This window comes from Bradyrhizobium manausense, assembly GCF_018130615.1.
GTDB classification, from domain to species: Bacteria; Pseudomonadota; Alphaproteobacteria; order Rhizobiales; family Xanthobacteraceae; genus Bradyrhizobium; species Bradyrhizobium manausense_A.
In genome coordinates, this window is the sequence record NZ_JAFCKB010000009.1 from 191,978 (window position 1) to 213,013 (window position 21,036).

Genomic DNA, 21,036 nt, shown 5'->3' on the forward strand with positions numbered 1-21,036 from the left:
GTGACCGCACCGTTCATTCCGGTCAATACGCCGCTGCTCGACGGCAACGAGGCCGATTATCTCGCCGAGTGCATCCGCACCGGCTGGATCTCTTCGGAAGGACCTTTCATCAAGCGCTTCGAACAGGCGATGGCGGAGGCCGCAGGACGGCGCCATGGCGTCGCGGTGACCAACGGCTCGGTCGCGCTCGACATCGCCGTCCATGCCCTCGGTCTCGCGGAAGGCTCCGAGGTCATCATCCCGACCTTCACCATCATCAGCTGCGCCGCAGCGATCGTGCGCGCCGGCCTCGTGCCCGTAGGGGTCGACTGCGATGCCGCGACCTGGAACATGACGGTCGAGGGCGTAGAGGCCGCGATCACACCGCGCACGCGCGCGATCATGCTGGTGCACATCTACGGCCTGCCGGTCGATCTCGAACCGATCATGGCGCTTGCGCGCAAGCATGATCTGAAGGTGATCGAGGACGCCGCCGAGATGCACGGGCAGACCTATCGCGACGCGCCCTGCGGCGGCTTCGGCGACGTCTCGACCTTCAGCTTCTATCCAAACAAGCATGTCACCACCGGCGAAGGCGGCATGATCCTCACCGACGACGACGCGCTCGCCGGTCGGCTGCAGGGCTATCGTAATCTCTGCTTCCAGCCGCAGCAGCGCTTCATTCACGAGGAGCTCGGCTGGAACGCGCGCATGACCAACCTCCAGGCCGCGCTCGGCGTCGCCCAGGTCGAGCGCCTGCCGCGCACGGTCGAGCTCAAGCGCCGGATCGGCCGGCTGTATGACGAGCATCTCGCCGGCGTCGACCGCATCCGCCTCCCGGTCGCCCGCACCAACTATGCCGACAACATTTACTGGGTCTACGGCGTCGTGCTGGACGACAGCGTGCCGTTCGACGCCAAGGAGGCGATGCGCCGCCTTGGCGAAAAAGGCATCGGCACGCGGCCGTTCTTCTGGTGCATGCACGAGCAGCCGGTGTTGCGCCGGATGGGCCTGATGCTCGATGAATCCCATCCGAATGCCGAATACATCGCCCGTCGCGGCTTCTACCTGCCGAGCGGACTTGCCCTGACCGACGACGAGATTGCGCGCTCGGCGCAGGCGCTCAAGGAGATCTTGGCGTGACGGTGTTCGCCGACTACGCGCCCTGGTATGACCTGCTTTATCAGGACAAGGATTACGCAGCGGAGACGGCGTTCGTCGAAGCACGCCTGCGCGATCACGGCGTTTCCTCGGGCAAGCTGCTCGATCTCGGCTGCGGCACGGGCCTGCACGCCGTCGCATTCGCGCGCCAGGGCTGGAACGTTGCCGGCATCGATCTCAGCCATGAGATGATCGCGAGCGCCAAGGCGCGCGCCGCGCAGGCCGGGCTGTCGATTCCGTTCCGGCAGGGCGATGCCTGCGAGACCGGCCCGGAACGCGACTTCGATGCGGTCGTGTCGTTGTTTCATGTTGCGAGCTACCAGACCAGCCGCGATGCGCTGGCAGCGATGTTTCGCACCGCGCACGCCGCACTGAAGCCGGGCGGCGTGTTCTTGTTCGATTATTGGTATGGCGGCGCCGTGCTGGCGCAGGGCGTCGAGACGCGGGTCAAGGTGATCGAGCGGAAGCCGCTGCGCCTCACCCGCATCGCGCAATCCGACCATGACGAACAGGCCGCGACCGTCACCGTGAACTACACGCTGTTCTGCGAGGACACGGACCGCGCCACGATCCGTCGCGTCGACGAAGCGCACCACATGCGCTACTGGTTTCCGTTCGAGATCGGTGCAGCACTCAAGGCGAACGGCTTTGAGCCCGCCACGCATGCCGCATGGCTGACGCAGGACGCGCCGAGTTCGAAGAGCTGGGCGGCCTACACGGTCGCCAGAAAGAGTGGCACGCCGTGAGACCGCTGCGGCTCGCCGTGATGCTGGAGCAGGCGCTGGAGGTCGGCGGCGGCTTCCAGCAGCCGCTCAACGATTTGCTCTGGCTGCGCGACTGGGCGGCCAAGTCGGGCAACGAGATCGTGGTGTACTCGCCCCATCCGAAGACGCTGGAGATCCTGAAAGAGTTCGGCGTCGCTGGCTCCCTGCTCAAGTTCGGCGTGCTCGACTATCTCTTCCTGTTCCTGAAATATTGCGGACCGTTCGATCTGGTCCAGATCGTGCTGAAGTGGAAATCGCCGTTCGAGCGCGCGCTGATCCGCGGCGGCATCGACGTCGTGCATTTCACCTCGACCTCGAAGCGGCACCTGCTGCTCTACGAGCTGCCCTTCATCATCACGATCTTCGACGGTTGCCATCGCGATGCGCCGGAATTTCCGGAGGTCCGCACCTTCGGCGAATTCGAGCGCCGCGAGATCCTGTTCGGCCTTGCGAGCACCAAGGCCGCGGTGGTGATCGTGAATGCGCCCGAGCTGATCGACGATCTCTCGCGGCGCTACGCCATGGAGCGGGGTCGCGCGGTCTGCATCCCGTTCTCGCCATCGGCCTATGTCGGCCAGTCCGCGCCCGCCGCGGCCGACGATGCGGCGGTGCTGGCAAAGTACCGGCTCGAGTCCGGCTATCTGTTTTATCCGGCGCAGTTCTGGCCGCACAAGAACCACATGACGCTGCTCGCCGCACTCGCCCAGCTACGCGAGCGGGGCGTCACCGAACGGCTGGTGCTGTGCGGCTCGGATCGCGGCGGCCGCGACAAGATCGACGCGGCGATCCGCAGCTATGGCCTGTCGGACCAGATCTCCATCATCGGCTTCGTCGAATCCGCCGAGCTCGGCGCGCTCTATCGCAGCGCCGCTGCGCTGGTGATGCCGAGCTATTTCGGCCCGACCAACCTCCCCCCGCTGGAAGCCTGGGCGGTCGGCACGCCCGTGATCTATCCCGAAGCCTTCAAGGCGCAGGCCGGCGACGCCGCGCTCCTGTTCGACTATGACGACCCGCGCTCGCTCGCAGACGCCATCGTCAGTCTCCGCGCCGAGGGTATGCGTGAGCGCCTGAGCGAGGCCGGGCATGTTCGGCTCGCGCAGTTCGCCGAGGAAACCAAGGCCGGCCATCGCGAGTTCGCCCGCCACCTCGAACGGCTGAAGCACCGGCTGGCGCTGACCGCACGCTGAGATCTTCCGCTACGCCGGAACCAGCGCGCGCAGCCGCTCGCGCAGCGCTGCGTTCAACAGCGGGCTTGCGAGCCCGCCGACCACCGCCATCCAGATCGCGCATTCCAGGACGAAGTGCACGAGCCCGCTTCCGGGGACGAGCATGGTGATGGCGAGTCCGATCAGCCAGACGGGCGCCACGATTCCGGCGGCGACAAGCATCAGGAACGCGATGTGCCTGAGCGGGTGACGGAGGGTCTGCCAGATGATCACCAGCGCGAGCAGCCCGAACTGAACGACGATGTCGCTCGCCACCACCGCGATCGCCGCGCCGAGCGGTCCGAACCTAGGGATCAGGACGATGGACAGAGCCAAGAAGACGACGAACTGGAGCCCCTTGGTCCGGATCAGAAGCGTGCCGCGATTGCTGTGGTTGGCAAAGACCAGTGCCATCAGCGAGGGCGCGCCCGCGGCCGAGCCGAGCAGCAGCGTCACTGCAAGCGGCCCGTCATAGGGTATGCTGCCATGGGTCCACAGTGCGAAGAAGTCGGGCCAGAACGGCAGAAAGCCCGCGACCACCAGGCAGGCAAGCCCGGTGACGAACGCCGATCCGTACGCATAAAATCGGCGGAGCCGCTCCGTGTCGCCGATGGCGTGATCGTGCCCGAGCTCGGCACCGAGCGGCAAGGCGGTCTGGAGGCACAGCCCACGTACGAGGCTGGCGACCACGCGCGTCAGCCCCCATTGCACCACCGCGACGCGGTCGGTGACGAGCGCAGAGACGAGCAGGACCGGAACGTTGACCAGCGCAAGCTCGGTGATGTTGGCGATCGCAAAGGGTAGCGCGCGACCGAGCTGGCCGATGCTCCAGCGCCAGGACGGCGCCACAAGCGGCGGCCTTGCGGGGCGGCGCAGGAACGGAAAACGGCGCGGCGCATCGACGGCGACGATGAAGATCGTGAAGAGGAGCTGCGTCGACACGAAGGCGACCGCCACCGCGAGCAGGCTTCCGAACATGGCGAGCGCGGCGAGTTGCGCGATCTGCCCGAACAGCAGTGCGGCGTTTTGCAGCCACACGACCCGGCTGTACTGGCCGCGAACGCGATAGAGGCCGGAGCCGAGATTGGCGGGCAGGCTCAGCAGCGTTCCCAGCGTCATCACCAGCATCGCGGCGTCGAATGTCGGCATCGCGTGAAACCCGAACACAGCCGACGGCGGCACGACATACACGGCCGCGCAGAGCAGGACGCCAAGCCCGGCGACGATGGCAAGATAGATCAGCAGCATGCCGTGGTAGAGGCTCGCCGTGCGTCCGTCGCAGTCGACACAGGACTTGAACGAGAGAAACCGGTTGATGGCGCGAAGCTGCAATCCGGCATCCGCCACGATCACGAGGCTTCCGGCAGCATAGATCGCAAGCCACGCCGCGAGCACGTCGCCGCTCCAGACGTGCAGGAATGCGGGGATCAGCAGCAATTGCTGGGTCAGCCCCAGCACCATCTGGACCAGATTCGCCGACCAGCCGCGAACGAGCCGTCCGGCCCGTCCGGCACCACCCGGCACCGCAGCCTTGGCGGGCGCGTCAGTCTGCGTGTCGGTCAAACCGTATCCTTCCCGGCAGCGCTCAGAGCCCGTCCGGCAGGCCGTTCTTGGGCGTGGCGCGCGGTACGAAGGGCGCGAACGACGGGCCCCCCGGCGTCGGCGTCACCAGTTGGCTGCCGCCATTCAGAATCGCCAGCCCGGGCGCGCTTGGGGGCGCGGACGGCGTGGCCTCCGGCCGCTGCAACGCGAGCACCTCGCTGCGATCACCTTGCTTGAATGTCACCTCACGCGGCTGGATCGAGGCCAGCGACCAGCCGTCCAGCGATTCGCCTTGCCGCAGGCGAACGACTTTCTGGTCGGTGCGCTTGATGAGGATCGCGATCGCGTCCCCCTCGCCCACCACGGCCCCGACCAGCATCAGCGGCGGCGGCCCTTCGAGCGGCTTCGGGGCCGGCGGCGGCGGGGCCTCTTCAACCGGGGCGGCCGCAACGGCGCGCGGCGGCGGCCGCCGCGTCGCCGAGAAGATCGGGCGCTCCTGGGTTCCGGTCAGCGCCGACAGCGGCACCGACCAAAGCGGATTGCCGCGAGGCATGGGTCTGTCCGCGGCCGGCGCGGGCCGGACAATCGGTTTGACCGCACCGACATCGACGCTTGCGGCAGGACTGCCGGCGACATCGTCAGACAGGATGTCCATGCGCGACGAGGTGGCCGCAAAGCTGTCGATGACGCCGAGGACCGCACACAACACGGCCAATCCAGCCGTTCTCAGCCACCCGGACATCGAAACTCCCCTGCGACCGGCCGCCACGTCGGCGCGCGGCAAGCCCGAGGCCGCAAACTAGTTCTGATGGGCCTCCCGATCAACCCGCCGGCGGCCCTTTGACCCGGCTGGCGAAGCTGCGCCGGGCGGCATGTTGCGACGCATGAAATTGTTGCCCAATGGCCACGATGACCGAAATTGCGGAGGAAACGGGCGGGAACTCCATGCAAATCGATGGCCGTTCATTGCAGCCCGTTGCGGCACCATGAGATCATGGGCCGGAGGCGGGCCGTTGCAGCCTGCGCCATTGCGTTGATTTGTTTAGGCGATTTGTGAAGGGCCGATGGCTGGATCGATCATAGCGCGCGGAAGGATGGATGGCCGGCTGCGCGCCGTCATGCGTCATTCGCTGGCGACCCTGCTGGCGACCACCGCGCTCGGCGTCGTCGCCGCGCACGCCGTGGACGCCACCTGGACCGGCACCTTCAGCAACGAATGGACGGATGCCCCCAACTGGACGTCCAACCCGAGCGTGCCGGACGGGACCGCGACGTTCAGCAACACCGGCGCCAATGCGATCGTCAACTTCGGCGGCATCGTCACCATCGGCACGATGCAGTTCACGAACACCGCGCAGGCTTACTCGTTCACGCTGTTCAACCCGTTCATCATCAACGCGGCCGGCATCATCAACAATTCGGGCAACACGCAGAGCTTCGAAGTCACCTCCGGCAACAATCTGGTCTTTCAGAACAGCAGCACCGCCAGCGGCGGCACCGGGGCGGTGACCATCACGAACGATGCCGGTGGCACCGTCAACTTCCTCCAGAACAGCACCGCCGGAACGGTCAGCCTCACCAACAACAGCTTCGTCACCTTCGAAGATTCCAGCTCGGCCGGCAGCGCCCAGATCACCAACAACGCCAACGGCCAGATCGACTTCTTCACCAACGCCTCGGCCGGCACCGCCACGATCGGCAATGCCGCGGGAGCGACGCTGAACTTCCACAGCAACGCCACCGCCGCCGGCTCGACCATCACCAACGACGGCACGCTGACCTTCGATGGCTCCGCCACCGCCGGCAATGCCACCATCACCACCGACAACGCCGCAACCACGACCTTCAACGACAACGCAACCGGCGGCAACGCACGCTTCATCACCAATCTCGGCGGCACCGTCGACATCTCCGGCCTGACCAGCGGCGGGATGACGTCCGGGTCGATCGAAGGCGCGGGCAATTACGTGCTCGGCGCCAACACGCTCACCACCGGCAGCCTCAACACCTCGACCGTGGTCGACGGCGTGATCTCCGGCACCGGCGGCGGGCTGACCAAGGTCGGCACCGGCACGCTGACGCTGACCAACACCAACACCTACACCGGTGCAACGACGGTCTCGGCCGGAACGCTGGCGCTGTCCGGCTTCGGCAGCATCGCCGCCTCGAGCGTCGTGACGGTGAACGCGACACTGGATATCACGGCAATTACCCCGGCAGCCGCCGCAATCACGACGCTCGCCGGCAGCGCGAGTGGCATCGTCAACATGGGCAGCAAGGGGCTGTTCATCACCAACGGCTCGACCGAGTTCGCGGGCGTGATTCAGGGCACCGGCGGCTTCGAGGTCGGCGGCGGAACGCAGACGCTCTCCGGTGTGAACACCTACACCAACACGACGCAGATCGATGCCGGCGCGACGCTGGCGCTGAAAGGCGGCGGATCGATCGCGAACTCGGCCAGCGTCACGTTCACGCCGGGCGCAGGCGGTACGTTCGACATCTCGCAAACGACCTCCGGCACCTCGGTGAACGCCCTGTTCTCCGCGACCAGCGACGGCATCGTCGCGCTGGGGTCGAAGACGTTGACGATCACGGGCGGCAGCTTCTTCGGCGGCGTGATCCAGGATGGCGGCATCGCCGGCGGCGCCGGCGGCAACGTCGTGATCGCCAACGGCGCCACGCAGCAGCTGTTCGGCACCAACACCTATACCGGCACCACGACCATCGCGAGCGGCGGCGAGCTCGATCTTGTCAATTTCGGCGGCGGCGATGGCAGCATCGCGACCTCGAGCAACGTCGTCGCCAACGGCGTCTTCGACATCACGGCCTTGAGCGGCGGCACCTCGATCAAATCGCTGTCGGGATCAGGCAACGTCAATATCGGCGCCAACACGCTGACCATCACCAACGGCAGCGGCACCTTCGCTGGCATCATTGGCGACGGCGGCGCCGGCGGCGGCCTCACCATGGCCGGCGGCACCGAGATCCTGTCCGGCGCCAACACCTATACCGGCACGACCACCGTGAATGGCGGCAGGCTGGAGGTGAACGGCTCGATCGTCAGCGCGAGCACCGTCAATGCCGGCGGCACGCTCGCAGGCGCCGGCAGCGTCGGCAGCGTCGCGGTCAACGGCGGCACGCTCGCGCCCGGCAGCACGGCGAACCCGACCGGAACACTGGCGATCAACGGATCCCTGAGCTTCACGGCGGCCTCGACCTATATGGTGCAGGTCTCCTCCACCGCTGCCAGCCTCGCCAGCGTCACGGGCGCGGCCACGCTCGGCGGCGCGACGGTGAATGCGATCTTCAGCTCCGGCACCGTCAAGAAGCAGTACACGATCCTGACGGCGGCCGGCGGCCTTGGCGGCACCACCTTCAATTCGGCGGTCGTCTCCAACATGCCGTCGCTCAACGCGACGCTGAGCTACGACGCCAACAACGTGTTCCTCAACATCGGCGTCAATTTCACGCCGAGCGGTGGCAGCCTCAATGTCAACCAGCAGAACGTCGCCAACACGCTCACCAATTTCTTCAATTCGACGGGCAGCATTCCCGCCGCCTTCACCACGCTGACGCCTGCGGGGCTGACCACAGCTTCGGGTGAGCTCGGCACCGGCATCATCCAGTCCGCGATCAACGCCGACGGCCAGTTTCTCAACTTGATGCTGGATCCGACCGTCGTCGGACGCTCCAGCGGCTTCACGAAAGCCGGCAGCGTCGCGCAATACGCCGAGAGCGACGATGCGGCCGCCTATGCGTCGATGCGCCCGGCCACCGTGCGCGAACGCGAAGCCTTTGCGATGGCGACCAAGGCGCCGCTGCTGTCGTCGCAGCCGATCAATCGCTGGAGCGTCTGGGCGGCCGGCTACGGCGGCTCGGCGCAGGTCGGCGGCAATACCGCGGTCGGCTCGCAGGACCTCACTGCGCGGGTCTGGGGCGGCGCGGCCGGCGCCGATTACAGGCTTTCGCTGGACACGCTCGTCGGCTTCTCGCTCGCCGGCGGTGGGCTGAACTATTCGGTTGCCAACGCCATGGGCTCGGGCTCCGCCGACCTATTCCAGGCCGGCGTCTATGGCCGGCATAATTTCGGCCCGGCCTATATCGCCGCCGCGCTGGCCTATGGCTGGCACGACGTTACAACGAACCGCACCGTGGCGCTCGCCGGCGCCGATCAGCTCCAGGGCCGCTTCAAGGCCGACACCTTCTCGGCCCGCTTCGAGGGCGGCTATCGCTTCGCGACGCCGCTGATCGGCATCACGCCCTACGCGGCTGCGCAGGTGACGAATTTCAACCTGCCGAATTATTCCGAAGTCAGCCTCAACGGCGGCGGCCTGTTCGCGCTGAACTATGCCTCGCAGTCGCTCACCGACACCCGCTCCGAGCTCGGCCTGCGCACCGACAAATCCTACGCGATGCCGAACGGCGTGCTGACGCTGCGCGGCCGGGCCGCCTGGGCGCACGATTACAATCCGAACCGCGCCGTCACCGCGCTGTTCCAGACCTTGCCGGGCTCGAGCTTCGTCGTGAACGGGGCCAGGGTCGACGCCGATTCCGCTTTGGTCAGCGCCAGCGCCGAGATGAAATGGCTGAACGGCTTCTCGATCGCTGGCACCTTCGACGGCGAGTTCTCCGGCAACCTCACCAGCTATTCCGGCAAGGGCGTGCTCAAATACAGCTGGTGAACATGATCCGGAAAAGTGTGCAGCGGTTTTCCGAGAAGATCATGCTCAAATGATAAGCTACTTCCCCGCCTGCCACTGGCCGGAGACGCCCAGGATCACCCTGACATGGCCGGTGCTGGCCTCGTTCTGCGCGGTGGTCTGCGGCACCTGGACGTCGAGCTGGTCGATGAAGAGGAACGGCATGCCGGCCTCGAGATCGTAGAGCAACTTCTGCAGCGCGGGCTGCTCCAACTCGCAGCTCACGACAAGGCCGACGAAGCCGTCCTTGGTCTGCGCCCCCGAGACGTCGACCTGCGAGGACTGCACCGAGCCGCCGACATTGCCGACTGCCGTCGCAACCCGCTGCAGCAGATTGGCGCCCGCCACGGTCACCGTCGGCCCTTCCAGGAACGGCGTGCCGGGATGTTCGGCCGACATGGCCGCGGCATTCTTGGCGGCGCCCTTGCGGCCGCGCAGCTGGTCGAGCAGGTCGGAGGTCTGCGCCAGGGCCTGGCGATGCGTGATGACGTCGGCGATCGACAGGCCCGCCATCACCAGGAGCCCGCCCGTCACCGCGAGATAGAGCGTGACCGCGATCAGCGGCGAGCCGGTCAGCCACCGCGCGGCTGCGTTCTCGGCTGCGACCCCGCCGCTGCTCATGCTGCTGCTCATGGCGCGTTCCTCGGTTCGACCTGCGCCTCGATGTGGAAGCGCTCGCCGGGATCGGAGGGGCTGCGCGTCGTCGGAGCGTAGAAGGTCGCGCGGGTGAAATGCTGGGACTGCTCGATCAGCGGGATCAGCGAGGGCGCATCGCGGGTGATGCCGGCGATCTGGAGCTTGTTGCCGACCATATGCATCTCGGTGACGTAGGTATGATCGGGCAAAAGACGGCTCAGCGATTCCAGCACGATCACGCTCGCCGGCGTGTCGTATTTGCGCCGCTCCAGCAGCGCCAGGGGCGAGCGCTCGCCGCCGTCGGCACCGCGGATCGCGGCGCGGCGCTGGGTGATCTGTCGTTCGAGCTCGCTCTCCTGCGCGCTCAAGCTGTCGGCCAAATAGCCCGCGACGATCGAGCCGAGAACGGCGGCGACTGTGGCAATGGCCAGCACCACTTGCAGCGTCCGGCTCAACCGCACGGGATCGATCGCCCCGCGCGACTTCTGCTCGAACACCCTGATGCGCCCGCCCTCGCCCGGCTCGGTCAGAACCGCGATTGCGGACGGATGAAAACCGGACACGGCCTCGACATAGCCCATCGCGAGCCGGCGCGGTGCAGCCGCGATCATCGTGGTGATGCTCTCGCTGCCCTGCGCCGTCGGCGCGCTGCAACCGAACACCGCCTCAGCGGCGCTCCACGGCGTCAGCCGGTCGATCTGCGCCCGCACGATGCCGTCGAGGAAATCGGCCGCACGCGCCGGCAGCTCCAATGGACGGAACAGGAAGCGCGCCGGCCGCAGCACGATCTCGACACGACAGCCGCGGACGATCGGCGCGAGATTGGCGCCGGTGAATTTGCCGTCCTCGAACGCGATCTCCTTCGGGATGTTATCCGGCTTTGCCGCCTCCAGCGCAAACGTGCCGGTCTCGCCCTCGACCAGCCGGACCAGGCGCGGCGACACCATCCGCTCGATTCCGGCGACGGTGGCGCCGGCCACCGCGCCGGTCCAGGCATCGAAGATGGTGCGAAGGGAACTGAGCGAGCTCATCTCACAGGGGCTTTCCGGCCGAGCCGTCAAAGGCGTTGTGCCACGACAATACACGATAGGGCTCATCGCCGCTTTCGAGAAGCAGGATGACGATCTCGGCCGAGCTCTGCCGGTGCGATGGCGCCTCGGCGGCGACCGTCACACGGTAGGCCTTCGAACCCTCGATCGTGGCGCTGGCGCTGCCGGCGAGCCCGACCAGGGATCGCGGGTCCACGTTGGGATCGGCGCGGTCGCGCAGCAGGCGTTGCAGGGTCTCCGGGGTCATGTTCGGCAGCGCCGCCACCACCTGCGGCGCGGCATCCAGCACGTTCACGGTTCGCATGTTGCTGAACACGGTGACGAAAGGCAGCACGCGCTCGATCACGGCCGGCGGGATGCCGCGCACCAGCCACAGCTCGTCGCTATGCGGAAACGGCGCATGGCGCGGCAGATAGGGCGCGCCGAGCGTGCGGTAATAGGAATCCTCCGCATTGTCCTGGCCGGGCTCCGTGGACGTCCGCCACGCCAGGATCCGGTCGGCGTAAACAGCTGCATCCGCCCCGGGGACGCCGAGCCCCATCATCAGGCCGGCGAGGACGCCTTTCGGCGCCATGTTGAGATCGATGCGTGCCGCCTCCGAGCGGAATGTCACGGCCACCTTTCCCGCCCCGACGCGGGCATTGAAAGTGCCGCTGGTCGGCCGTGTCGCCTCGCCTTGCGCGGTGAGCCGATAGGCCGCAAGCTCGAGGCCGGCGGTCACCAGTGCGTCGGCCTGCAACCGGTCGGCGTTGACGGCGACCGTGACCGCAGTGTTCGTGACATAGGTCAGATAGATCAGCGCGAGCGCGGCCAGCGCGGCCAGCATCCAGAGCACCACGATGACAATGAAGCCGCGCTCGTTGCGGAGCATTCCCCGGCGATGCACCACGCCGCTCACAGCTGCGGCTCCTCTTTCTGCCCCTTGGGTGGTTTTACTCCGGCCACGCAGGTCATCGGATTCTTGGCCCGCGCGCATTCGGCCGGCGCATTGATATGCGGCAACACCGCGGCCGAAACCGCCAGCACCTGCCCGTTGGCGCCGTCGCGCACCGTGATCCGGATGCGATCTGGCAATTGCGTCTGGCCTTGCCAGGTCGGCTGCCAAATCCTGTCGGGCCCGGCATAGGCGAAGCTGACACGGAACGGCGCGCGGATCAGCACCACCTGGTCGAGGAAACGAATCTGCCCGTCCGTCGGCATCGGCTGGAACGGCGCGCGCTCGCGCACCAGCGCGAGCCCCTGGGCATCGGCCTTTTCGATCAAGCGGATGAATTCCAGGCCCGGCCGCGCGCTCGGGCCGAGCGCGGTGCGCAGGAACGTCACCGACAATTCGGCGCCATCAAACAGCGGCGCCTTGGCATCGCCGTTCACGGTCATCTGCTCGGCGACGGAGAGATCGGCGACGATGCGATCGAGTCCCGTGGCCAGGCGCTCCGCGCGCTGCACCCGCGCAATGCCGCGATTCCAGTTCGGCAGCCATTGCGCCGTCACGGTCGCGAGCGCAGCCAGGATCACCGTCATCAGCAGCGTCGCCAGCAGCACTTCGAGCAGCGTGAAACCCGCCTCGGGGCGGCGCGTCCGGTGCAGGCGCTCTCCGGCGCGGGTCATTGCGCCGCCCTCGGCACCAGCTTCACCGTCGTGACCTGGATGGCGGCACCGTCGGCGCGCTGAAGGCGCAGATTGATCGCCAGCGGCACGAAGCGATCGGTGGCGGGATCGCCGCCGGCGACGTTCATTGGCGCAATGTCGACACGCCAGCGGCTGCCGGCAAGCTGCCCGCTCTGCCGACCGGGCTTCAGCAATCCGCGCGCCGGCAGGTCCGCGAGCAGGGTCTCCGCCGTGCTCGCCAATGCCAGATGCTGGTCGATCGAGCGCGTGCCCTTCGTCGTGACGGCGATGACCGAACCGATGGTCCCGAGCACGATGGCGATGATCGCAAGCGCGACCAGCGCCTCGATCAAGGTGAAGCCGGCGGCGCCGTCAGAGCAGCTTCTGCGGGACAATCTCGACGCCTCCCGTCAGCCAGTTGACGCGCACCTCGTAGCCCATGCCGGGCCGCGCCAGCGCAATCGTGCCGCCGCACGACATGCCCGACGGAAAGAAGTCGATCGACCGTCCCGTGGCGCGATCGGCGCAGCGCGCAGCCAGCGTCGCCTGCACGACGACGTCGCGCGGCAGGCGGATGGTCTGTCCGGTGATGCCGGACCGGATCGCGCGCGCCTCCGGATCGACCTGGGTTGCGACCCTGACCTGGCGACGCAGCGCCGAGTTGCGATCGGATTTCAGCAGGGCCGCGGTCTCGACTGCGTAGCTTTCAAGCTTCGCCCGTGTCGTCGAGTGCGGGATCGCCGGCAGAATGATCGCCGCAAGCAGCCCAATGATCGCAAGCACGCACAGGATCTCGATCAGCGCAAAGCCTTGCTCATCGAAGGCTTGGGCGCTGAAAATTTGCGCAGGACGAGCGGGTTCAGCGCGCGCCGCTGACAATATCGGCTGCCGTTCCACTGCCGCCTTCCTGACCGTCTGATCCGAGCGAGATGATTTCGTAGGGAGCGCTCGCGCCCGGTGACCGATAGACATAGCCATGGCCCCAGGGATCGTTGGGCACCACGCCGCCGCGCAAATAGGGACCGTTCCAGCCGGCCTGGTTGTTGCTGCGGGTCAGCCCGGTGAGACCTTCATTCGAGGTCGGATAGCGACCGAGATCGAGGTAATAGAGATCGAGCGCGCTGGAGAAGCTCTCGATCTGGATTTTCGCCGCCTTGGCCTTGGACTCGCTGAGATAGTTCAGCACCCGGGGGCCGACCAGGGCCATGATCATGCCGATGATGGTGATGACGACGAGCATCTCGACCAGGGTGAAGCCGGCCTCTCCCCGGGCCTTGCGCCGCCGCCGGCACCTCGACGCTGGATGTCTGATCACTTCAAGCCCCTCCCAATACCTTATCGTCTAACCGACAATCTGACTCACCGACATCAGCGCCGTCATCACCGACGTGATCAGGCCGCCGACGACCAGCGAGATCGCGATGATCGCCGCTGGCCCGGCAATGCCCACCGCGCGGTCGAGCGTGCGCTGCAGCTTGGCCTCGTAGAATTCGGCAACCCGGCCGGACAGCATCGGCAGCTGCCCGGTCTCGTCGCCCAGTCGTAGCATGCGCACCGCCATCGGCGGCAGCGCCTCGGTCTCCGCGAGCGCATCGGAGAGCTTCGAACCATGACGAACGCGATCGGCAGCATCGCTCCAGACCGTGGACGATCCCGTCGTCGCCATCATGTCGACGAGGATGCGCAGCGTGGTGGTGAGGTTGACGCCGCTGCCGAGCAGCAGGCCGAGGTTACGGCAGAACAGCGCCGTACGGTATGCGCCCATCACGTTGCGGATCGCCGGCAGCCGCACCATCGCATTGGTCAGCCCGCGGCGGACGCGCTCCTGCCGCAGCACCAGCCACAACGTTGCGATGGTCACCAAAAGGCCGGCCAGGACCGCGTCGGAGTTGCTGCGTAAAAAGGTCGAGATGTTCAGGAACACGCCGACGATCGGATCGACCTTGGCGCCAAAATCCTGCAGGACGCTGGCGAATTGCGGCAGCACGAAAGTCAGAAAGAACAGCAGCACGCATCCGGCCGCGCCAAGCACGAAGAGCGGATAGCGGATCGCATCCGTCAGGCGCCGCCTCAGCGCCTCGCTGCGCGCGCGTTCGCCGGCAAGCACCTCCAGCACCTGGTCCAGCGACCCCGACGCCTCGCCGACCCGCACCAGTGCGATGTACATCGGCGGAAACTGCCCCTCGTGCCGTGCCAGCGCCTCGCCAAAGCTCTCGCCGGAGACCACGCGCGCGCGGATGTCGGCGACGACCGGCCGCAGCCGTCCAAAATCCGGATCGGCGGCGAGCAGCTCCAGGCCGTCATTGATGCGGGCGCCGGCGCGCAGCAGCAGCGCGAGGTCGCGGGTGAAGATGGTGACGTCTTCCGGCTTCGGCCTGTTGAAGAGGCTGAACGCGCCGCGCGCAGCACCGCCCTCTTCCGGCGTGACGTTGTCGACCAGCACCAGGCCGAGCCGCTCGATCCGCTGCGCCACGTCGGCGGGCGCCGGCGCGGCGATGGCTCCGGAGACCAGTTCGCCGTTGGCATTGAGCGCGCGATAGCGATAGTTCGGCATGGTTCCTAGCACATCTCGGCGTTAGCGCACCGTCGTGACACGGAAGACCTCAGGCACCGTCGTCAATCCGGCCCGGCATTTGGCAACCGCATCCTCCAGCATCGTCGTCATGCCGCCCCTCATCGCGGCGGCGTCGACGGAGTGGGAGTCGGTCTTCGGCCCGATCAGCGCGCGCACCTCGTCGGACATTTCGAGAATCTCGAAGACGCCGTTGCGGCCGCGATAGCCGGTGCCGCCGCAGCGCTCGCAGCCGCCGGCTTCGTGCACGACCTCGCCGCACTTGAAGCCGATCACGGCAAAGCGCGGATCCTCGGCGAGATCGGCCTCGGTCAGCGCGTGCGGCACCTTGCAGCGGTCGCACAGCATGCGCACCAGGCGCTGCGCCACCACGGCGCGCAGCGTCGACTTGAGCAGGAAGCCCTCGATGCCGAGATCGATCAGGCGCGGCACGGCTGCCGCCGCCGTCTCGGTGTGCAGCGTCGTCAGCACGAGATGGCCGGTCAGCGCGGCATGGATCGCGATGTGCGCGGTCTCGGAGTCGCGGACCTCGCCGACCATGATGACGTCGGGGTCCTGGCGCACGAAGGAGCGCATGGCGGAGGCGAAGGTCAGGCCGATCGACGGCTTGACCTGGGACTGGTTGATGCCGGGAATTTCGTACTCGACGGGATCCTCGATGGTGAGGATCTTGCGCGTCGGCTCGTTGAGGATCGACAGCATGGTCGCAAGCGTCGTGGTCTTGCCGCTGCCGGTCGGCCCAGTGATCACGATCATGCCATGCGGCATCGCCAGCAGCCGCGTCATCACGCTCTCGTCACGGGTCCGCAGACCGAGCTTGCTCATCTCGAGCAGACCACGGTCGCGCGGCAACAGGCGGATTACGGCGCTCTCGCCATGCTGTGTCGGCATGGTCGCGACGCGGACGTCGATTTCGTTGCGCCCGACGCGCACGCGCGCCGCGCCGTCCTGCGGCAACCGGCGCTCGGCGATGTTGAGACTGGCGAGAATCTTGATGCGCGAGATCAGCGCCTGCGGCGGAATGCCTTGCGGCGACGGCAACGCGCGCAACAGGCCATCGACGCGCATGCGCACCACGAGCCCGGAGCGAAATGGCTCGACATGAATATCGCTGGCGCGCAAGTCCAACGCACGCTCCAACAGGTCGTTGAGCGCCCGCACCACCGGCGCACCGCTGGCGAGATCTCGCAGGCTCTCGATGTCGTCGTCGGATCGCTGCGCAGCGCTCCTGCCGCGCTCGTCGACATTTGCGTCATCGGCCTCGGCCCGCTGATCGAGGACTGTCGTAATGTCCTCATATGACGCGACTACGACATCGACCGTCGTTCCGAACACGATCTCGGCTGCGCGCATGGCAGCCGTATCGGACGGATCAGCCACCGCCAGACGGAGATCGCCATTCGGTGCGCTGAAGGGAAAAACTGTGGACTCTCGCAGAAATCGACGCGAAAAGCCGTCCAGGCGAGGCGTGGTCGTGAGCAGTTGCGGAAGACTGAGCCGTGGCAGGCCAAAATATTCCGACACTTCATCGGCGAAGTCGGCAGCAGAGAGATCGGTGGCTTCCCAGAATTCGCGCAAAGGGCGCGCGAGCGTGGTCGTGCCTGACCTCTCCATACGGGCGTGCGCCCGCGGCGGCAGCGCGTATTTTTCCAGAAGGTGCTGCCGGAAGCTATCGGCGGAGCGGTCTTGCATCGCAGTCACAGCGTTGACCTTGTTACTCGAATGCAACAGCTTCCGCCTGTCACGGAGGTCCTTTACCCTTGACTTATTTCTTAGCAAAAACATAATCGTGGCGCAAATTATTGCGCGTCCGAACCAAGGGGGATCGGATGCAATTTCCAGTCACTTCCAGCGTTGGCAGGCGTATTTTGTTTGAGGTGGTCCAGCCGCTTTTGCGCCGACGCTCAGCGTTGACTGGAGCGCTCGCTCTATTGTCGTCCGCCTTCCTGCTCACGGCCTGCATTGTGACTGCCGATCAGTCGGTCGAAGCGGACCCGAGGGACCCGCGCACCCAGGATCTTGTTGATAAGATACGTGGCCTCGACCTCCAGCCCCGGCAACCTGCGGATGCAGGATCGACCGGCGTCGGCCAGCCGAGGTCGTCGAAACCTGCGATCTATCTGAGCGATGGTGCACCGCAAGGCGGCGCACTGGTCGAGCGCGACGATGGCGGCGGCAGCGGCTACGACCTCAATTTTGAAAATGCGCCGGTCGCGACCGTGGCCAAGGTCATCCTCGGCGACGTCCTCAATGTCGGCTACGCGATCGATCCCCGTGTGCAGGGAACCGTGACACTCGCCTCGGTCCGGCCGGTTCCGAAGGCCGATGCAATCTACGTGCTGGAGAATGCGCTGCGCATGTCCGGCGTGGCCCTGGTGCACGACCGCACCGGCTACCGGCTGCTGCCGGCGCCCGAAGCCGGCCCCGGCCGCCTGGACCGCTCGGCAAGCACCGAAGCCGGCCAGGGCATCACCGTCGTGCCGCTGCGCTACACGTCGGCACAAAACATCTTCAAGCTGCTCGATGCCTTCGGCGTGAAGGCCTCGACCATGCGCCCCGACAACTCCCGCAACACCCTCATCGTCAGCGGCAGCGGCACCGACCGGGCGACCGCGGTCGACACAATTCTGTCCTTCGACGCGGACTGGATGCGAGGACAATCGGTCGGCATCTTCCCGGTGCGCAATTCCTCACCCGAGCCTGTCATCGCCGAGATCGAGAAGATCATGGACTCCGGCGACGGCGGCATGGGTCAGAACGTCATCAAGATGCAGCCGATCGCACGGCTCAACTCGATCCTCGTGGTGAGCCAGAAGCCGGAATATCTCAAGCGCGCCCAGACCTGGATTGCACGGCTCGACCGTTCCGACACCGACGGCGTGAACCTGAAATCCTATCCATTGCGCTACGGCAACTCCAAGCTGGTCGTGGCGATGCTGAACGAGATGTTGTTCAATCAGAGCGCGACGAGCAATACGACGCTGGACAGCGCGTCGAGCCAGATCGCGCCGGGCGCGGGCATGGCGACGTCGTCGTCCGGGTCTGCCGGCAGTCCGGTCGCGGCGCTGAGCGCGCTGCCGACCGCCGCATCAGGTGCTGCGCCGCCGACGAACGGACCGGCAGGATCAGCGCTCGGCGCCCGTCCCGCTCCGGCCGCATCCGCAACGCCGGCGCAGGACAACACCTTCGGCGGCCCCGGCGGCAGCGGCTCGAAGTCCGGCGTCAACGGCATCCTGCAGAACGTGCGGATCACCGCCGACGTCACCAACAATGCCGTTCTCGTCTATGCCAACCAGGATGCGCAGCGCATCGTCGAGCAGACCATTCGACAGATCGACCGGCCGCAGCGCCAGATCGCAATCGAGGCGACGATCGCCGAAGTGACGCTGAACGACCAGTTGAATTACGGCGTGCAGTACTTCCTGGCGAGCCAGAAAGGTTCGATCTCCAACACCATTTCCGGCGTCAGCAGCAGTGGAGCTGTCGAAACCGCATCCAACGCCGTCAACGCCGCGGCCGGCACATTGCTCGGACGTGTGTTGCCGGGCTTCAACTTCCTGGTCGGCTCGGAGAACTCGCCGCGCGTCATTCTCGACGCACTGCACGGCGTCACCAACGTCAAGGTGCTCTCGAACCCGTCGCTGGTGGTGCTCGACAACCAGCCGGCGACGTTGCAGGTCGGCGATCAGGTGCCGTTCTCGACCGGCACCGCGACCGTGCTGACCGCCAACAACACCGTCGTCAACACCATCGACTACAAGAATACCGGCATCATTCTGCGCGTGCTGCCGCGCGCCAACGCCAACGGCAATGTCGTGCTCGACATCGAGCAGGAGATCTCGAGCGTGGCCGCAGGCAGCGCCAACTCGCTGACACCGACGATCTCGCAGCGCCGGGTCAAGAGCTCGATCGCGGTGACGAGCGGGCAGACCGTGCTGCTTGCCGGCCTGATCAGCGAGACCGAGAACAAGCAGCGCCAGGGCATTCCCGTGCTCGATGCCATTCCTGGCATGGGCGACGCCTTCTCGCACCAGACCAATACCCGCGCACGCACCGAGCTGATCCTGTTCATCCGCCCGACCGTCATCAAGGACGGCGTCGATGCGCATGTCATCGCCGAGGAGATGCGCAGCAAGATGAACAGCCGCCTCGTCGGGACCAGCAATCCCGTGGTCACGGTCAGCCCGCCCAGGGCCGCGCGCTGACGGCGTGGCCGCTGAAGACGGGCATGACGGGATAGGCGCCCCGCTCGTCCTCAGCCTCGCGCTGCTCGTCGGCGTGTTCGCGAGCCTCGTCACGGCGCCGGCCGCGGAGGGCCTCTATGGCGCGTTCCTGGCCGCGCTCATGCTCGCTATCGCCGTCAGCGATGCGCGCCATTACCTGATCCCGAACGAGCTGAGCGGGGCCGCCTTTGCGCTCGCCCTGCTCCGCGCCGCCGCCTTCGTGCCCGAAGTCGGCGCCGAGGCGCTGCTCTGGCCGCTCGTACGCGCCGTGGCCGTGGCGCTTCCGCTGCTGCTCCTGATGCTGGCCTACCGGCGCTGGCGCGGCCGCGACGGGCTCGGGCTCGGCGACGTCAAGCTCGCGGCCGTCTGCGGGGCCTGGCTCGATCTTGCGACGGTCGCCGCAGTGATCGAGCTCGCGGCGCTGCTCGCGATCGGGGCCTATGTCGCCCATGCTGCGTTGCAAAGGACCCCGCTGCGCGGGACTGCTTTCCTGCCGTTCGGGCTGTTCCTGGCGCCCTCGATCTGGGTCGGGTGGCTGGGCGAGACCTGGCATCTGAACTGGCTGGGCGGCTGGCCCGGCTAACGCCCGGCGCGATCAGGGCAAATCCGCGTCGCCACGCCGCTCGCCTGCCGCCGTCCCCTACTGTGCATGGGGTTGTTTTCGGCATTTTTGCGAAACCATCTGCAATTGTTTCGCCGGGTTGACAGCAATTCCTTCTACATCCTAATAGACCGGTCGTTTCCGGATGTTTTCAATCATGTCAAATGCTACGGAGCTCGTCTCCGAAATCTCGTCGAAGATCGGGAACGCAGCGAAGGTCGTGGCGATGCGCGCGCGTCGCAGCCTTTCCCAGGGCGGCAAGGTCCGTCCCGGCTTTTTCGATCAATATCCCCAGTTCTTCGAGACCAGCGAAACGACGGCATTCGCGAACCGGTTGAACGAGCGCTATCGCGCCATCATCGATTTCAGCCGCAACGCGGTCTCCGGGAAGCGCGTCCTCGATATCGCCAGCCACGACGGCCGTTGGAGCTTCGCCGCGCTGAGCGCGGGCGCGAGCCACGTCACGGGCATCGAGGCCCGCGCGCATCTGGTCCAGTCCGCCGGAGACAATCTCGAGCGGCTCGGAATGTCGCGCGACAAGTTTCAGTTCATCCAGGGCAATGCGTTCAGCGCCCTGGATCAGATCGCGCCGGGACAAATCGACACCGTGATGTGTCTTGGGTTCTTCTATCACGTCACCGATCACATGGCGCTGCTGGCTCAGATCGAGCGACTGAAGCCCGCGCACGTCATCATCGATACCGCCGTCGCCGCCGATCCGCGGAACGTGGTCGTCTGGCAGGTCGAGAACCACGATTTCGAAAGCGACGCTGCCAAGACCTCGGATGCACAGAAGATGGTTCTGGCTGGCATCCCGAGCAAGGCTGCGCTCGATTTGATGCTGAAGAGCCTGGGCTGGAAGCCCCAGTATTACGACTGGGGCAATGCCGGCATTCAAAACTGGACTCACATCGAGGACTACCAGGAAGGCACGCGCGTGACGCTGCGTGTCGACGTGAGCAAGTAGCCCCGAACGCCCCGCGGCGGATCGAGCTC

Annotated in this window: 18 protein-coding genes; 7 read left to right on the forward strand and 11 right to left on the reverse strand. The window is 66.5% G+C overall.

The genetic code is table 11. The features are described from left to right. Genes JQ587_RS19270 through JQ587_RS19280 form a run of 3 tightly spaced genes read left to right on the forward strand, consistent with a single transcriptional unit; the run spans position 1 to position 3,091 of the window. Positions 1 to 1,122: a DegT/DnrJ/EryC1/StrS family aminotransferase gene (locus JQ587_RS19270; protein WP_212426266.1), complete on the forward strand. Its 1,122-nt coding sequence runs from the start codon at positions 1 to 3 to the stop codon at positions 1,120 to 1,122. Next, positions 1,119 to 1,886 (forward strand): class I SAM-dependent DNA methyltransferase, encoded by a 768-nt coding sequence (locus JQ587_RS19275; RefSeq protein WP_212301292.1) that lies wholly within the window; start codon positions 1,119 to 1,121, stop codon positions 1,884 to 1,886. Before JQ587_RS19270 ends, JQ587_RS19275 begins: the two co-directional genes overlap by 4 nt. Then, positions 1,883 to 3,091, forward strand: a complete 1,209-nt coding sequence (locus JQ587_RS19280; protein WP_212426267.1) for a glycosyltransferase — start codon at positions 1,883 to 1,885, stop codon at positions 3,089 to 3,091. Before JQ587_RS19275 ends, JQ587_RS19280 begins: the two co-directional genes overlap by 4 nt. 9 nt (positions 3,092 to 3,100) lie before the next feature. Here JQ587_RS19280 and JQ587_RS19285 read toward each other — a convergent pair whose 3' ends face one another. Together JQ587_RS19285 and JQ587_RS19290 are read right to left on the reverse strand one after the other, a co-directional pair. Next, positions 3,101 to 4,672 carry a lipopolysaccharide biosynthesis protein gene (locus JQ587_RS19285; protein ID WP_212426268.1) on the reverse strand — a complete coding sequence of 524 codons (1,572 nt, stop codon included), beginning with the start codon at positions 4,670 to 4,672 and terminating at the stop codon, positions 3,101 to 3,103. A gap of 22 nt (positions 4,673 to 4,694) precedes the next feature. Further along, a complete protein-coding gene (locus JQ587_RS19290; protein WP_212426269.1) occupies positions 4,695 to 5,393 on the reverse strand; it encodes a hypothetical protein in 699 nt (232 codons plus the stop codon). A gap of 322 nt (positions 5,394 to 5,715) precedes the next feature. On the opposite strand from JQ587_RS19290, the gene JQ587_RS19295 reads away from it, so the two are divergent. Next, the gene (locus JQ587_RS19295) at positions 5,716 to 9,333 is read left to right on the forward strand and encodes an autotransporter outer membrane beta-barrel domain-containing protein (protein ID WP_212426270.1); all 3,618 of its coding nucleotides are present in this window, start codon (positions 5,716 to 5,718) and stop codon (positions 9,331 to 9,333) included. Between the two features lie 57 nt (positions 9,334 to 9,390). On the opposite strand, the gene gspM is transcribed toward JQ587_RS19295, so the two are convergent. From gspM to JQ587_RS19340, 9 genes are read right to left on the reverse strand one after another with little or no spacing between them, the layout of a single operon-like run. Further along, positions 9,391 to 9,984: a type II secretion system protein GspM gene (gspM, locus tag JQ587_RS19300; RefSeq protein WP_249154379.1), complete on the reverse strand. Its 594-nt coding sequence runs from the start codon at positions 9,982 to 9,984 to the stop codon at positions 9,391 to 9,393. Further along, positions 9,981 to 11,018: a PilN domain-containing protein gene (locus tag JQ587_RS19305; RefSeq protein WP_212301297.1), complete on the reverse strand. Its 1,038-nt coding sequence runs from the start codon at positions 11,016 to 11,018 to the stop codon at positions 9,981 to 9,983. Before JQ587_RS19305 ends, gspM begins: the two co-directional genes overlap by 4 nt. A gap of 1 nt (position 11,019) precedes the next feature. Further along, the gene (locus tag JQ587_RS19310; protein ID WP_349629513.1) at positions 11,020 to 11,934 is read right to left on the reverse strand and encodes a type II secretion system minor pseudopilin; all 915 of its coding nucleotides are present in this window, start codon (positions 11,932 to 11,934) and stop codon (positions 11,020 to 11,022) included. Next, positions 11,931 to 12,644, reverse strand: coding sequence for a prepilin-type N-terminal cleavage/methylation domain-containing protein (locus JQ587_RS19315; protein ID WP_212301298.1), 714 nt, complete (start codon positions 12,642 to 12,644; stop codon positions 11,931 to 11,933). The genes JQ587_RS19310 and JQ587_RS19315 overlap by 4 nt, the downstream gene beginning before the upstream one ends. Next, positions 12,641 to 13,039: a type IV pilus modification PilV family protein gene (locus JQ587_RS19320; RefSeq protein WP_212301299.1), complete on the reverse strand. Its 399-nt coding sequence runs from the start codon at positions 13,037 to 13,039 to the stop codon at positions 12,641 to 12,643. Before JQ587_RS19320 ends, JQ587_RS19315 begins: the two co-directional genes overlap by 4 nt. Beyond that, a complete protein-coding gene (locus JQ587_RS19325) occupies positions 13,017 to 13,541 on the reverse strand; it encodes a prepilin-type N-terminal cleavage/methylation domain-containing protein (RefSeq protein WP_212426271.1) in 525 nt (174 codons plus the stop codon). The genes JQ587_RS19320 and JQ587_RS19325 overlap by 23 nt, the downstream gene beginning before the upstream one ends. Beyond that, a complete protein-coding gene (gspG, locus tag JQ587_RS19330) occupies positions 13,504 to 13,959 on the reverse strand; it encodes a type II secretion system major pseudopilin GspG (RefSeq protein ID WP_212301301.1) in 456 nt (151 codons plus the stop codon). Before gspG ends, JQ587_RS19325 begins: the two co-directional genes overlap by 38 nt. Positions 13,960 to 13,986: 27 nt before the next feature. After that, positions 13,987 to 15,198 carry a type II secretion system F family protein gene (locus JQ587_RS19335; RefSeq protein WP_212301302.1) on the reverse strand — a complete coding sequence of 404 codons (1,212 nt, stop codon included), beginning with the start codon at positions 15,196 to 15,198 and terminating at the stop codon, positions 13,987 to 13,989. Positions 15,199 to 15,219: 21 nt separating this feature from the next. Beyond that, the gene (locus tag JQ587_RS19340) at positions 15,220 to 16,908 is read right to left on the reverse strand and encodes a GspE/PulE family protein (RefSeq protein ID WP_249148962.1); all 1,689 of its coding nucleotides are present in this window, start codon (positions 16,906 to 16,908) and stop codon (positions 15,220 to 15,222) included. 137 nt (positions 16,909 to 17,045) lie between these two features. On the opposite strand from JQ587_RS19340, the gene gspD reads away from it, so the two are divergent. From gspD to JQ587_RS19355, 3 genes are all read left to right on the forward strand, one after another. Continuing rightward, positions 17,046 to 19,421 (forward strand): type II secretion system secretin GspD, encoded by a 2,376-nt coding sequence (gene gspD / locus JQ587_RS19345; RefSeq protein WP_212426272.1) that lies wholly within the window; start codon positions 17,046 to 17,048, stop codon positions 19,419 to 19,421. Between the two features lie 4 nt (positions 19,422 to 19,425). After that, the gene (locus JQ587_RS19350) at positions 19,426 to 20,022 is read left to right on the forward strand and encodes a prepilin peptidase (protein ID WP_212426273.1); all 597 of its coding nucleotides are present in this window, start codon (positions 19,426 to 19,428) and stop codon (positions 20,020 to 20,022) included. 175 nt (positions 20,023 to 20,197) lie between these two features. Next, the gene (locus JQ587_RS19355; RefSeq protein ID WP_212426274.1) at positions 20,198 to 21,007 is read left to right on the forward strand and encodes a class I SAM-dependent methyltransferase; all 810 of its coding nucleotides are present in this window, start codon (positions 20,198 to 20,200) and stop codon (positions 21,005 to 21,007) included. The last annotated feature ends 29 nt before the right edge of the window (positions 21,008 to 21,036 follow it).

Excerpts from the sequence above, each read along its gene's own strand:
- JQ587_RS19290 (WP_212426269.1), bottom strand. The coding sequence starts at position 5,393 with ATGTCCGGGTGGCTGAGAACGGCTGGATTGGCCGTGTTGTGTGCGGTC.
- JQ587_RS19295 (WP_212426270.1), top strand. The coding sequence starts at position 5,716 with ATGGCTGGATCGATCATAGCGCGCGGAAGGATGGATGGCCGGCTGCGC.
- gspM (WP_249154379.1), bottom strand. The coding sequence starts at position 9,984 with ATGAGCAGCAGCATGAGCAGCGGCGGGGTCGCAGCCGAGAACGCAGCC.
- JQ587_RS19305 (WP_212301297.1), bottom strand. The coding sequence starts at position 11,018 with ATGAGCTCGCTCAGTTCCCTTCGCACCATCTTCGATGCCTGGACCGGC.
- JQ587_RS19315 (WP_212301298.1), bottom strand. The coding sequence starts at position 12,644 with ATGACCCGCGCCGGAGAGCGCCTGCACCGGACGCGCCGCCCCGAGGCG.
- JQ587_RS19335 (WP_212301302.1), bottom strand. The coding sequence starts at position 15,198 with ATGCCGAACTATCGCTATCGCGCGCTCAATGCCAACGGCGAACTGGTC.
- JQ587_RS19340 (WP_249148962.1), bottom strand. The coding sequence starts at position 16,908 with ATGCAAGACCGCTCCGCCGATAGCTTCCGGCAGCACCTTCTGGAAAAA.
- gspD (WP_212426272.1), top strand. The coding sequence starts at position 17,046 with ATGCAATTTCCAGTCACTTCCAGCGTTGGCAGGCGTATTTTGTTTGAG.
- JQ587_RS19355 (WP_212426274.1), top strand. The coding sequence starts at position 20,198 with ATGTCAAATGCTACGGAGCTCGTCTCCGAAATCTCGTCGAAGATCGGG.